This window comes from Microbacterium sp. M1A1_1b (assembly GCF_053345565.1).
In genome coordinates, this window is record NZ_JBKFAJ010000005.1 from 204,465 (window position 1) to 217,740 (window position 13,276).

General features: G+C 70.9%; 12 protein-coding genes. 2 read left to right on the top strand and 10 right to left on the bottom strand.

Annotation, left to right across the window (positions count from 1 at the left end):
• Positions 1-11 precede the first annotated feature (11 nt).
• From manD to ACLBWP_RS13365, 8 genes are all read right to left on the bottom strand, one after another.
• Positions 12-1,388 carry a D-mannonate dehydratase ManD gene (manD, locus tag ACLBWP_RS13330; protein WP_447655523.1) on the bottom strand — a complete coding sequence of 459 codons (1,377 nt, stop codon included), beginning with the start codon at positions 1,386-1,388 and terminating at the stop codon, positions 12-14.
• Complete coding sequence (locus ACLBWP_RS13335; RefSeq protein WP_447655524.1) at positions 1,385-2,656, bottom strand: mannitol dehydrogenase family protein; 1,272 nt, start codon at positions 2,654-2,656, stop codon at positions 1,385-1,387. The genes manD and ACLBWP_RS13335 overlap by 4 nt, the downstream gene beginning before the upstream one ends.
• Positions 2,653-3,540 carry a sugar phosphate isomerase/epimerase family protein gene (locus ACLBWP_RS13340; protein ID WP_447655525.1) on the bottom strand — a complete coding sequence of 296 codons (888 nt, stop codon included), beginning with the start codon at positions 3,538-3,540 and terminating at the stop codon, positions 2,653-2,655. The genes ACLBWP_RS13335 and ACLBWP_RS13340 overlap by 4 nt, the downstream gene beginning before the upstream one ends.
• Entirely contained in the window at positions 3,537-4,733 is a 1,197-nt protein-coding gene (locus tag ACLBWP_RS13345) for a Gfo/Idh/MocA family oxidoreductase (protein ID WP_447655526.1), read from the bottom strand. The genes ACLBWP_RS13340 and ACLBWP_RS13345 overlap by 4 nt, the downstream gene beginning before the upstream one ends.
• Positions 4,730-5,581: a sugar phosphate isomerase/epimerase family protein gene (locus tag ACLBWP_RS13350; RefSeq protein WP_447655527.1), complete on the bottom strand. Its 852-nt coding sequence runs from the start codon at positions 5,579-5,581 to the stop codon at positions 4,730-4,732. The genes ACLBWP_RS13345 and ACLBWP_RS13350 overlap by 4 nt, the downstream gene beginning before the upstream one ends.
• Before the next feature lie 79 nt (positions 5,582-5,660).
• Positions 5,661-6,611, bottom strand: coding sequence for a carbohydrate ABC transporter permease (locus ACLBWP_RS13355; RefSeq protein ID WP_447655528.1), 951 nt, complete (start codon positions 6,609-6,611; stop codon positions 5,661-5,663).
• Positions 6,608-7,654, bottom strand: a complete 1,047-nt coding sequence (locus tag ACLBWP_RS13360; protein ID WP_447655529.1) for a carbohydrate ABC transporter permease — start codon at positions 7,652-7,654, stop codon at positions 6,608-6,610. Before ACLBWP_RS13360 ends, ACLBWP_RS13355 begins: the two co-directional genes overlap by 4 nt.
• Positions 7,654-8,994 (bottom strand): ABC transporter substrate-binding protein, encoded by a 1,341-nt coding sequence (locus tag ACLBWP_RS13365; protein ID WP_447655530.1) that lies wholly within the window; start codon positions 8,992-8,994, stop codon positions 7,654-7,656. Before ACLBWP_RS13365 ends, ACLBWP_RS13360 begins: the two co-directional genes overlap by 1 nt.
• Before the next feature lie 167 nt (positions 8,995-9,161).
• Here ACLBWP_RS13365 and ACLBWP_RS13370 point away from each other — a divergent pair, with 167 nt between their 5' ends.
• Both ACLBWP_RS13370 and uxaC read left to right on the top strand, forming a co-directional pair.
• Complete coding sequence (locus ACLBWP_RS13370; protein WP_447655531.1) at positions 9,162-10,262, top strand: LacI family DNA-binding transcriptional regulator; 1,101 nt, start codon at positions 9,162-9,164, stop codon at positions 10,260-10,262.
• The gene (gene uxaC, locus ACLBWP_RS13375; protein ID WP_447655532.1) at positions 10,262-11,686 is read left to right on the top strand and encodes a glucuronate isomerase; all 1,425 of its coding nucleotides are present in this window, start codon (positions 10,262-10,264) and stop codon (positions 11,684-11,686) included. Before ACLBWP_RS13370 ends, uxaC begins: the two co-directional genes overlap by 1 nt.
• Before the next feature lie 116 nt (positions 11,687-11,802).
• Here the strand turns inward: uxaC and ACLBWP_RS13380 are convergent, their stop codons facing one another.
• Both ACLBWP_RS13380 and ACLBWP_RS13385 read right to left on the bottom strand, forming a co-directional pair.
• A complete protein-coding gene (locus ACLBWP_RS13380; protein WP_447655533.1) occupies positions 11,803-12,576 on the bottom strand; it encodes a sugar phosphate isomerase/epimerase family protein in 774 nt (257 codons plus the stop codon).
• 67 nt (positions 12,577-12,643) lie between these two features.
• Positions 12,644-13,225 carry a GNAT family N-acetyltransferase gene (locus ACLBWP_RS13385; protein WP_447655534.1) on the bottom strand — a complete coding sequence of 194 codons (582 nt, stop codon included), beginning with the start codon at positions 13,223-13,225 and terminating at the stop codon, positions 12,644-12,646.
• Between the last annotated feature and the right edge of the window lie 51 nt (positions 13,226-13,276).

The following is a 13,276-nucleotide window of genomic DNA, read 5'->3' on the forward strand; positions in this document are numbered from 1 at the left end:
CCGCGCCCGTGTCACCAGTCGTGGACGGTGCCGTCGGCCAGGCGGTTGAACGGCAGGTACGCCTGTTCGTAGGGGTACTTGCCCGCTTCGTCGACGTCGAGCGAGACACCGAGGCCCGGCTCGTCGCCGGGGTGCAGGTACCCGTCCGTGAAGGTGAAGGTCTGCCGGAACACCTGGTTGGTGCGGTCCCCGTGCTGCATGTACTCCTGGATCCCGAAGTTGTGGATCGCGAGCCCGAGGTGCATCTGCGCTGCCAGGCCCACCGGCGAGATGTCGGTCGGCCCGTGGAACCCGGACTTGATCTGGTACATCGCGGCGTACTCCATCGTCTTCTTCAGCGGCGTGACCCCGCCCATGTGGGTCACGGCACCGCGGACGTAGTCGATGAGCTGGTCGCGGATGATGTCCTTGAAGTCCCAGATCGTGTTGAAGACCTCGCCGATCGCGAGCGGCGTGGTGGTGTGCTGCCGCACGAGACGCAGTGCCTCTTGGTTCTCGGCGGGGGTGCAGTCCTCGAGCCAGAACAGGTCGTAGGGCTCGAGCGACTTGCCGAGCTTGGCGGCCTGCAGCGGGGTCATCCGGTGGTGGCCGTCGTGCAGCAGGGGCAGCTCGGGACCGAACTCGTTGCGCACGGCCTCGAACACCGTCGGCAGGTGGCGCAGGTACGCCCGGGTGTCCCAGTCCTCCATCGCGGGGAAGGCCCCACGCTGCGCCGGCTCGAAGTCGTACCGGACGCCGGCGTTGCCCTCGGTGGTGCGGTTGGACGCGATGCCGTAGATCGACTCGAGCCCCGGGACGCCGGTCTGCACGCGGATGGAGCGGTAGCCCTCGGCCTGGTGTGCCCGGATCGAGTCGAACAGCTCGGGCAGTTCCTTGCCGGACGCGTGTCCGTACGCCATCAGCCCTGTCCGCGAGGCCCCGCCGAGCAGCTGGTACAGCGGCATGCCGGCGACCTTGGCCTTGATGTCCCAGAGCGCCATGTCGACCGCGGCGATCGCAGCCATCGTGACCGGCCCACGACGCCAGTACGACGAGCGGTACAGGAACTGCCACGCGTCCTCGATCCGGCTGGCGTCGCGTCCGGTCAGCAGCGGGACGACGTGCTCGGACAGGTATGCGGCCACGCCGAGTTCGCGCCCGTTCAGCGTCGCGTCGCCGAGGCCGGTGACGCCGTCCACCGTCGTGAGCTTGAGCGTCACGAAGTTGCGGTCGGGGCTGGTGACGATGACCTCGGCGCGGTCGATCAGCTGCCCCCGGTCGGCACTCGCCCACGTGTCCGGGCGGCCCGACGTGGCACCGCCCGCGGACAGGTCGTCGGTCGCGCCGGGGACGGGGTCAACGGGCATGGGGGCGGCCGGGTTCGTGGTGCCGGTCTGGTCGTCGGTCATGCGGGGACTCCTTCGGGTGCGTGGGCGCGGGCCTGGCGGATGCGGTCGGCTGCCGCCGTGACGGCAGCGACCACCGGGGTGGTGTCGAGGTCGGGGGCGATCACGGTCAGGACGTCGTGCACGTCCGAGCCTGCACCGGGCGCGCCGGGGTCGTTCACCAGCTCGGGCTGCTCGGTCACGTGCAGCCACCACGCGGCGATGAGCGTCGCCGCGCCCGGCCCGACGCCGGCGTGCGGGTCGTGCTCGAGGCGTCGGCGCAGGACGTCGACCACGCGGACGGGGAGCTTCTCGGAGCCGCCCGACGCGATCTGGGTCAGGGTGTGCCGGATGCGCGGGTTCTGGAACCGGTCGACCAGGGTCGACCGAGCCGCTGCGACCTGGTCGTCGGGCAGCGCCAGCTCGAGGGCCGCCTCGTCCCACAGGTGCTCGACCGCGCGGCGGCACACCGGGTCGGCAACGGCCTGGGCGACGGTCTGGTGACCGAGCAGCAGGCCGAGGTACGCCAGCAGCGAGTGCGACCCGTTGAGCAGCCAGAGCTTGCGCTGCTCGTACGGGGTGACGTCGTCCACGATGCGGGCGCCGGCGGACTCCCATGCGGGGCGGTCGATGCCGTCGAACCGGTCCTGCAGCACCCACTCGGTGAAGGGCTCGGTGACGACGGGGACACGGTCCCCGGGCAGCGCGCCGGTGAGATCGGGCAGCCCCTGCGCGTCGTCCGTGGTGGTCGCGGGGGTGATCCGGTCGACCATCGAGCTCGGGAACGTGACGGTCGACGCGATCCACGACCGCAGCTCGGGGTCGGACGCGGCGTCGAGCACGGCCTGGCGCAGGACCTGGCCGTTGTGCGTGAGGTTGTCGAGACTGACCAGCGCGAGCGGCCCTCCGCCGGCAGTACGGCGGGCATCGAGTCCGGCGACCAGCCGCGCGGGGACGTCGGAGTCGGGACGGTAGCCCTGCTCCGTCACCGTCAGGGTGACGATCGTGGTGTCCGCCGACGCCAGCGCCCGGGCGAACGCGTCGGTGTCACTGCCGGGGCGCGCGGCGACGATCGCATCGATGACCTCGGCCGAGTCGCCGTCGGCAGCGCGGGTGACCAGCGTGTACCGGCAGTCCTGCGCCGTCAGGGCGTCGGCCGCGTCCGGGGAGCGCCCGGTGAACGCGGTGATCCCCCACGGGGTGCCCGTGGCGTGCTGGGTGTACCAGGCCAGGTGGGCGCGCGCGAACGCTCCCACCCCCAGGTGCACGATGCCCGGATGGCGATCGGTCATGCCGGCACCGGCACGAGCGACCGCAGGAACGCCAGGTTGTCGGCGGTGCGGGCTTCGAGCGGCAGGTCCGTGGAGAAGTCCTCGATGGTGACCCAGCCGTCGTACCCGAAGGCCTGCAGGTCGGCGAAGTAGTCACCGACCGAGGCCTGACCCGACCGCAGCGGTGCCCACTCGTGCTGCCAGACGCTGCTGCCGTCGGCGCGGGTGTCCCCGGTGTCGACCCAGCGGGCGTTCTTCACGTGCACGTGCGCCAGGTACGGGCCGAGCAGCTCGAACGCGGCCAGGTGGTCTTCTTGCCCCTCGATCACCAGGTTGCCCAGGTCGTGGATGACCCCGACGTGCTCGGGATCGAGTCCGTCGATCAGGCGCAGCGCGGCCGAGGCGGACGGCGTGATCGTCATGTGGTGCAGCTCGACGAGTGCCTTGACGCCGAGCTCGGACGCGCGGGACACCGCCCACTCGAGATCGGCTCGGGTGCGGTCGAACACCTGCGGGTAGGTCTCGCCGGTGCGTTCCTTCTCGTGCCGGTAGACGGGCATCGACACGCGGACCTGGCGGGCGCCGAGCTCGCTGGTCACGCGCAGCATGGTCTCGACGCCGTCTCGGTCGGACGCCTGCCGGTAGCCGCCGATGCCCGAATAGGCCAATCCGGCCTGCTCGGTGATGCGGGCGATCTCGGGCACCTGTTCCGCGATGGCGGTGTACTGCCACGTCGACTTGTTGCCGGCCCAGAACGACCGGTCGGCGGGGACGACGGTGCCGGGCTCGGGGATGTCGTCGACCACGCGCCACTCGATGCCGTCCCAGCCCTGCGCGGCGAGCGTGTCAGCGGCCTGCGACGGGGTCCAGTCGGGGGTCGATGCGGTGAACACGGAGAACTTCATCGGACTGCTCCTTCTGCTGCGGGGACGACCGGTACGACGTCGTCGTACTTGCCGCTGATCACGTCGTCGATCCGGACGGGCTGCCCGAGCGTCGCGCTGACGTACAGCCCGCGCACGGTCGCCAGGGACACCAGGGCGTCGTCGACGGTCACCCCGGCTTCGCGCCCGGTGCGGATCGCGTCGACGATGTCGTCGTACTGGCGGCCGTGCCCGGCCAGGAAGTGGTCGGGCTCGGGCGGCCCACCGGCCACGTGCTCGGCGGGGACGACGTCGGCCTTCTGGTCGACTGGGTCGGCCACGGCCGTGGTGTTCGCGCTGGCGGCGGCCGATGCCAGGGTGGCGGCGTCGGGGGCGACGTGGAAGTAGCCGAGCTTGTCGTCGTCGACGACCGCGGAGCCCTGCGTGCCGTAGATCGCGTACCGGGCGCTGAGACCGGGGTAGGCGGCCGTGGTGCAGTGGATGACCCCGAGGGCACCGTTGTCGAAGCGCACGGTGGCGACCGCCGTGTCCTCGACCTCGATGCGGTCGTGCGCGAGCAGCCCGACCTGGGCGGAGATCTCCACCGGACGACCGAGCGTCCACACGAGCAGGTCGACCGTGTGCACGCCCTGGTTCATCACCGCGCCGCCGCCGTCGAGCTCCCAGGTGCCACGCCAGTCGCCGGAGTCGTAGTACCCCTGCGAGCGGTACCACGCCACGCTCGCGACACCCGAGGTCACCCGGCCGAAACCGCCGCCGTGTGCTGCTTCGGCGACGGCGACCGACGCCGGGTCGAACCGGTGCTGGCTGATGACGCTGACCACGAGTCCCCGCTGCCGTGCTGAGTCGGCGAGCGCAGCGATCTGCCGGGCGCGGGGCATCGTGGTGTCGAGCGGCTTCTCGATCACGACGTGCTTGCCGGCGGCGAGCGCCGCTTCGGCGAGGGCGACGTGCATGCCCGAGGGCGAGCAGATCGCGACGACGTCGATGTCGGTCTGCGCGATGGCCTGTTCGATGGTGGACGTCGTGAGCGGGCGGGGTGCCCCCGATGCCTCGATCTCGTCCGCGGCGCTGGTGGCAGCGGCGGGGATCGCGTCGACGAGGGCCACGACCTGCAGCCCGGCGTTCGCCAGGGCGACACGGGCGTGGTGCCGGCCGATGACGCCGGCGCCGACGACGGCGAGCTTGAGGGGGGACGTGGTGTCTGCGGTCATCGCAGGGTCACTCCGATCTGGTCGGTGAGGGTCCGGAAGGCTCGCCCGGCACGGCCGAACGCGGCGGGACCGGAGAACCCGCCGAGGGAGGTGACGTCGCTGAGGTGCGGCTCGAGTGAGGCGTACCCGGTGTACCCGGCGTCGCGCAGCGCGGTGAGCGTGAGGAGCAGCTCGCCGTCGCCCTCGCCCGCGGGGACCACGGAGTCGTCGGCGGCCAGGGCGTCCTTCACCTGCAGGTAGTCGACGTACGGCGCGAGCTGCGCCCAGCCGTCGGTGAACGGTCGGACGCCGCACTGCACGTAGTTGGCGTTGTCCCAGGCCAGGCGGAGGGACGGGGACCCGACGCTCTCGACGATGTCGAGCACCCGGTCGGGCACGTCGCCGTAGATCGCCTTCTCGTTCTCGTGCAGGAGCGTGACGCCTTCGCGCTGCGCGAGGTCGGCCAGTGCCCGCATCCGGACGAGCACGTCGTCGCGGACGGACTCGGGGGTGCGCCCGTCGAAGTAGAACGAGAAGATCCGGATGTTCGTGGTACCGAGGGCGTGGGCGGCGGCGATCGCCCGGCCCAGGCGACCGAGCTCGTGCTCGACGGGTTCGTCGACCGAGACCTTGCCGATCGGCGATGCGATGGCGGACACGCTCTGCCCGCGTTCGTCGAGCAGGCGGTGCAGGCCGGCGAGCTGGTCGTCGTCGAGGTCGACGACGTTGACGCCCCAGGCGCTGCGGACCTCGATCGCGCTGGCACCGAGTGCCTGCAGCACCGCGACCTGCACCGCGGGGTCGGCGTCGATCTCGTCGCCGAAGCCGGAGAGTTCCCAACTGATGTGATCGCTCGTGGGCTGGGTCATTGCGTTCCCTTCATGAGGACCAGGGTGGCCGACGGGGCGGACGCGCGCCGGGCCTCCAGTCCGATCTGTGGACAACTCGCTACTTCACACTGCCGGCCGTCAGACCGCCGACCAGGTAGCGCTGGAAGATCAGGTACAGGGCGACCACCGGGACCGCGCACACGATCGAGGCGGCCATCATCTGGCCGTAGATCGGGACCGCGCCGCCCTCTTGCGTGGTGCCGAGGACCTGCAGGACGACGGCGACGGTCCGCGTGTTCGGGGTCGTCATGATCGTCGAGAACAGCACGTCGTTCCAGCCGAGCAGGAACGCGAAGATCGCCGAGACGACGATGCCCGGCCACGACAGCGGCAGGACGATCTTGGTCAGGATCTTCGTGGACGACGCCCCGTCGATGCGCGCCGCCTCTTCCAGCTCCTTCGGCAGACCGCGCAGGTACGTGACCATCACCCAGGTCGAGAACGGCAGCGCGAACGTCAGGTACGTCACGAACAGTCCCCACCGGGTCCCGATGATCTGCACACCGGTGGCGCTCGCGATGTTCGAGAACACCACGAACGCGGGCAGCAGCAGCAGCGTGCCGGGGATCGACTGCAGCGCGAGCAGGCCGCGCAGGAACGTCAGGCGGCCGAGGAACCGGAAGCGGACGAGCACGTAGGCCGTCGACACGGCGAGCGCCGCACTGGCGACCGCGACCGCTCCGGCGGTCAGGATGCTGTTGACCAGCCCCTGGCCGAGCGCGACCGTCGACCAGATGTCGACGTAGTTGGACAGCGTGAACTCGGATGGGAAGTACTCGCCACGGGCGACCGCGACGTCGGAGTTCACCGAGCCGAACACGATGTAGAGCACCGGCACCGCGATGAACGCGATGATGACGGCGATCACCACGATGAGCAGCCACCTCGGCAGCAGCCGTGTGACATCGGTGTCGTACGGGCGCTTGGCGCGACGGCGCTGTCCTTGCGAGGTGATGCTCTCCGTCAGGGTCGCCGTCGGACGGGTCCGGGTGGCGTTGTAGCCGCTCATGCGCGGGCTCCCTCGATGTCGGCGGCGGCCGGGGTGGCGACCGCGGCGGTGTCGAGCGTCGCCTGGTCGGCGCGGCGCTGCTTGCGGTTCGGCCCGGCGTCGTCACCGGTGTCCAGCTGCACGGCTCGCAGGTAGACGAACAGCGGGATGGCGACGATCACGAGCGAGCAGATCGCCATGGCGGCGGACAGCCCGAAGCGGAACGACTGGAAGCTGGCGATGTAGGTCAGGACCGGCATCACCTCGACGCTCGACGGCAGCGGGATGCCGAACAGCACGAACGGCAGCGTGAAGTTGTTGATGTTGTGCAGGATCGCGATGATCACGGCCAGGCTGAGCGGCCCCCGCAGGTAGGGGAAGACCACGTACCGCAGTTTGATCCACCAGGTCGCCCCGTCGAGCGACGCGGCTTCGTGGACCTCGAGGTCCACGGCCTGGAGGCCCGCCAGGCTGAGCAGGTACACGAACGGCCACGACGTCCACACCATCACCGCGGCGAGCGCCCAGTAGGACGCCGCACCGTTCAGCCAGAGCACGTCGGTGTGGAACACCGCGTTCACGACGCCCTGCGGCTGCAGCATGGTGCGGAAGAAGGTCCCCACGACGAATGCGGGCAGCACGTACGGGATCAGGTAGATGGACCGCACCAGTCCCCGGCCCGGGAACCGGTTCTGCGTCGAGATCGCGGCGGCGACGCCGATCGGCACGGTGACCGCGGTGACGAGCACCGCGAGCGACGACGAGATCCAGACGGAGTGCAGCAGCGGCGAGTTCGTGATCGCCTCGGCGAAGTTCGCGAACCCGACGAAGGGTGCGCTGAACCACTGCCGGAGCGTGTACTGGTCCAGGTCGAGCATCGCGATGAACAGGCCGACGAGCAGCGGCACCACGATGATCGCGGCCATCAGCACCCCGCCGGGCAGGAGCATCCAGAGCGGGCGTTCCTTCTTGTACAGCGGGGTCTTCCCGTGCGGGCGGACCGTCCGGTCGGGGTTGTGCACCGGGGTGCGGGTCGTGCTGTGGTCGGTCTGTGTGGCGGTCATCACAGGCCTCCGTTCTTCTGCCGGTCGAGCGTGGCCTGGGCGTCCTTCTGGGCGTCCTGCAGACGCTTCCGGAGCTGGTCGTCGGTGACCTCGCCGCTCTTCAGCGAGGGGATCGACTGCACGACGACGTCGACGAGGGCGAGCTGGATGTCGGACCAGGCCCCCGTGAACGCGGTCGGCTTGGAGAGCTTGCCGGCGTCGATGATCGGCTTCAGCTGGGGGTTGTCGTCGGCCAACTGCTTGGCCGCCGCGGTGTTGGTCGGCAGGTTGCCGAACAGGTCGTAGTACTGCAGCTGGGCCTTCTTGCTGCTGACCTGCTTGATGAAGTCGAACGACAGGTCCTGCTTGGTGCCGTAGTCGGCCACGACGAAGTTGTCGCCGGACAGGATGCTCGCCGCCTGGATGCCGTCGGCGGGACGCTCCGTTGCGCCCGGGGGGACGGTCGGCAGCAGTGCGAACTCGTACTTGCCGTCGATCTCGGTGCCCTTGAAGGAGTTGATGGCCGTCGTCGTGGTCATCGGGAAGAAGGCGGCCTTGCCCTCGGTGAACTGCGCCAGCGCCTGGGCGTTGTTCCACCCGATCGCCGACTTGTCGACCACGCCGTCCTTCGTCACCCAGTCGAAGTAGGTGCGGTAGGCGTTCTGCACCGCGGGAGCGTCCAGCTCGGCCTTCGAACCGTCGACCAGGGTGTTGCCGGCGTTCTCCGACATGCCCCAGATGAACTTCCACGGGTCGAAGCCGTCGGCGTAGGCGATCGCCATGCCGTGCACGTCGCCGCTGGTGGTGGCCTTCGCGTCGGCGGTCAACTGGTCCCAGGTGGTGGGCATCTCGGTGATGCCGGCCTTGGCCAGCAGGTCCTTGTTGACGGCCATCACGAACGGACGGCTGGCGAACGGGATGCCGATCTGCTTCGACGCGCTGGGGCCCGAGATGCCGAACGATGCCGGGTCGAACTGGTCCTTGCCGCCGACCGCGGCCCACTGCTTCTCGCCCATCTCGACGAACGCGCCGGTGGCGTACGCGGTGGGTGTGAACGTGGTGCCGATGGCGTAGACGTCGGGGCCCTGTCCGGAGATGACGCTCGTCTGGATGGCGGTCAACTCCTCTTGCGCGGACGAGTACGTCTCCCACTGGATGTCCGCGCCGGTGGTGCGCTTGAACTCGGCAGCGGTGTCCTGCTGCCACTGCTTGCGTTCCTTGGGGTAGGTCGTGTCCGCGCCCATCATGACGCGGAGGGTGTTCGGGTCGTCGCCACTGCCGTTCACGATCGCGCATCCCTGCAGGGACAGCGCGGCGAGGGCGACCACGACCACGGAACCGATCAGGGTCCGTGTCTTCATGGGGGTTCCTCCTCGGAGCATCCACGGGCAACGCTGCCGGTGGTGCCTCCACTGTCCCGCTGGTGGCAACATCCGGCAACCGGTTGCCACTTGTTGCCAGAACGGCCTAGGTTCGGGTCACCGGGGCACCGTCCAGGCGCCACCACCGTCGGACGATCGGAGGCCCGATGACCGAGACCGACACGTCCCGTGCGGCGTCGGATCGCGCGTCCGGCACGCTCCGTCGGGTCACCATCCGCGACGTGGCCGATGCCACCGGGGTGGCCCCGTCGACGGTCTCGCGCGCCCTGTCCATGCCCGACCGTGTGAACCGCGTGACCCAGCAGCGGATCCAGGACGCCGCCCGCGAACTCGGGTACGTGGCGAACTCGCAGGCACGCGCGCTCACGTCCGGTCGCACCCGCGCCGTCGCCGTCCTGGTCTCCGACATCACCAACCCGTTCTACTTCGACGTCATCCGCGGCACCCAGCACCAGCTCGCCGCGGCCGGTTGGACGCAACTGCTGGTCGACACCGAGGAGTCCGCCGACGCCGAGATGGCCGCCCTCAGCGCGATCTCCGCCAAGGCCGACGGCGTGGTGCTGACGGCGTCACGCCTGTCCGACGCGCAGATCGCCCGGTACGCCGAGCGCACCCCGCTGGTCGTCGTGAACCGGCGGCCGGCCGGGGTCCCCTCGGTGCTCATCGACACCCCGGGCGGGGTCGAGCAGGCCGTGCAGCACCTGGTGTCACTCGGACACCGCGACGTGCTCTACGTCGCCGGGCCGGACAGCTCGTGGTCGAACGAACGCCGGTGGAAGGCCCTGGTGCAGGTCGCCAAGCGCCTGGACGTCCGGGTCGCCCGGATCGGCCCGCACGCGCCGTTCGTCGACTCGGGTGCCGCAGCTGCCGATGCCGCGGTGAACGCCGGAGCCACCGCGTGCATCGCCTTCAACGACCTGATCGCGATCGGCATGCTCGGACGACTGCGCGAGCGTGGCGTGCGCGTGCCCCAGGACATGAGCATCGTCGGCTGCGACGACATCTTCGGTGCCGACTTCTGCAACCCGCCGCTGACCACGATGACCTCGCCGATCGAGCGCGCCGGTCGGGTCGCGATCACGATGCTGCTCGGGCGGCTCGGCGCGATCCCCGCCGAACAGCTGCCCGGCGAGCGGATGCAGGGCGCCGTCGCGCTCCCCACCCACCTGACCGTGCGCGAGTCCACCGGTCCCGCGCCCTCCCCGGCCTCCCCGCCGTCCCCGGCCTCCCGACGAAAGGGTCGATGATGTCCCAGCCGACCACCACGACGTCCACCGTGCTCGCACCGCACCCCGACCGGTTGTTCCCCGCCGATCCGGCCGCCCGCCGGATCGCGCGCACCGTGTACCAGGCGGTCGCCGACGCCCCGGTGATCTCCCCGCACGGACACGTCGACGCGGCGATGATCGCCGCGGACGTCCCGTTCCCGGACCCGGCGGCGCTGCTCGTCACGCCGGACCACTACGTGCTGCGGCTGCTCCACGCGAACGGCGTGCCGCTCTCAGACCTCGGCCGCGGACCCGGCCCGGCGGACGGCCGGGCGATCTGGCGCCGCCTGGCCGAGCACTGGGACGACTTCCTCGGCACCCCCGTGCGGTACTGGTTCGAGACCGAGCTGCACGACGTGTTCGGGCTCGACCAGCAGCCTTCCGCCGCGAACGCCGACGCGCAGTACGACCACATCGCCTCGGCGCTGCTCGAGCCGTCGTTCCGACCCCGCGCACTCTTCGACGCCTTCGGCATCGAGGTGCTCGCGACCACCGACGACCCGACGGCCGACCTGGCCGCGCACGCGCAGCTCCGAGCCGACCCCACCTTCACCGGTCGCGTGGTCCCGACGTTCCGTGCGGACGCGGTCTTCGATCCGGCCCGACCGGACTGGAGGACCGTGGTCGCGGCCATCGGACAGGCTGCGGGCATCGACACGGGCACGCACGACGGGCTGCTGGCAGCACTGCGCGCCCGTCGCCGCCACTTCATCGGCCACGGGGCGACGGCCACCGACACCGGGGTCATCGACGCCGGGTCGACGCCGCTGCCCACCGCCGACCGGGAGCGCATCCACGCCGAGGCGTTGCGCGGGGACGTCTCCGCCGCCGACGCCGTGGCCTACCGACACGACATGCTGTTCCGCTGGGCCGAGATGAGCGTCGACGACGGACTCGTCATGCAGCTGCACCCGGGGGTCATCCGCAACCACCACACACCGACGCTCGAGCGCTTCGGGCCGGACACCGGGCACGACCTGCCCGCCGTCGGCGCGTTCACGGAGCCGCTCCGTCCGCTGCTCGAGGCCTTCGGCACCGCTCCGGGGTTCCACCTGGTGCTGTTCACGGTGGACGAGACGGTGTTCTCGCGCGAGATCGGGCCCCTGGCCGGCTTCTACCCCGCCGTGTACGCCGGTGCCCCGTGGTGGTTCATCGACACCCCGGCGGCGATCGGGCGGTACCGCGGCGCGATCACCGACTCGGCGGGGTTCACGAAGACCTCGGGGTTCATCGACGACACCCGGGCGTACTGCTCCATCCCCGCGCGGCACGACATGGCCCGGCGCGCCGACGCCGCGTACCTGGCGTCGCTCGTCGTGACGCACCAGGTGTCGGAAGAGGACGCCGTCCGCACTGCCCGGCGCATCGTGTCGGACATCCCGAGGGCGACGTTCAAGCTCTGACGCTGCGCCGGTGCCGGTGCCGTCTCGCCGGGTGCGGGTTTGGTGGCCCCGTGCTGCGCTGATCCGCTGCACGGGGCGATCGTCCTCGCACGAGGCGGGAGTGACACGTCGTGCGGTCAGTGCGGGGCCGCGGCGCGGACGGCGCGGAGTGCGGCGGCCATCTGCGGCTCGGGGTCGTCCGACCACCGGCACTCCAGCGACACCGGGCCGCGGTACCCGCCCTGGTGCACCGCGGCCAGGAACTCCGGCCACGGCCAGTCCCCCTCGCCCGGCGGCAGGCGGTCGCGATCGGACACGTGCACGTGCCCGATCCGGTCGGCCAGAGACCGGACGACGTCGAACGACTCGTGCTCGGCCTGCACGTGGAACAGGTCCGCGACCACGCTGACACCCTGCAGGTCGAACGCGTCGAGGAACGCCACGGCCTGCTCGATCGTGTGGACGACGTTCGTCTCGTCGCGGTTCAGCGGTTCGAGCACGATGCGCAGGTCGTGCGTGGCCGCGAGGTCGCGGGCGACGCGGACGACCCGGGCGAAGCGCTCGTGTGCTTGTGTCATGGGCATGTCCGGCGGTGCCGTCCGGGCGGTCCCCGACCCGAACACGATCGTCGCGCCGGACGTGGCGACCGACGCGACGATCGGCAGCACCGCACGGAGGTACCCGTCGACCAGGTCGGGGTCCGCGGTCAGGAGCGGCAGGTCGGGCGGGACGAACAGCGCGAACGAGCCGAATCGTCCCTCGTCGTCGTAGGCGGGATCGCGGCACCACCCGTCGCCGTCACGGTGGACCAGGTTGCCCGCGATGCCGGGTTCGACGTGGTCGGCGCCCGCTCGGCGGACGATGTGGGTCAGTGCTGCGCCGGCGACGATGCCGATCCCGCTGAAGGCCATGCGTCCATGCTGCTCCCCGGCCGCCGCACCGTGCGGCGTTGCCATGCGTTGTCGTGTGTCGTGACGCTCACCGGAGGGTCCGGCGCATCAGGACGCGCGGGAAGCCGTTGAGCACCGACGTGGTGTCCGCCCCGTGCTCGAAGCCCGCTCGCTCGAACAGCCGACGTGTTCCGACGTAGGCCATCGTCAGGTCCACCTTCGCCGACCCGTTGTCGACCGGGTAGCCCTCGATCACCCGCGCACCGTGCTCGTCCGCGAACCGCACCGCGCCGTCCAGCAGCGCGTGCGAGATGCCCTGCCCGCGGTGCCCGGGGCGGACACGGATGCACCAGACGCTCCACACGCCGGTGTCCCCGGGGTCGTCGAGGTGCGGGATCCGCCGGTTCCGGGCGAAGGTCGTGTCGGGCCGTGGATGGACGCCCGCCCACCCCACGACCGCGTCGCCGTCGTACGCCAGCACCCCGGGCGGCGGGTCCTGCCGCACGAGCTCGCGGACCCGGTCGCCACGGGCCGTCCCGCTCAGCTGCTGGTTCTCGCGCGAGGGGATCCGGTAGCTCAGACACCAGCAGACGTTGGCGTCGGGACGCTTCGGCCCGACCATCGTCCGGACGTCGTCGAACGAGGTCGCTGCGCGCACCACGATGCCCATGGCACGATCCTGACACCCGGTCTGCCCCTTGTCCGGGACGGTCGGCGCGCT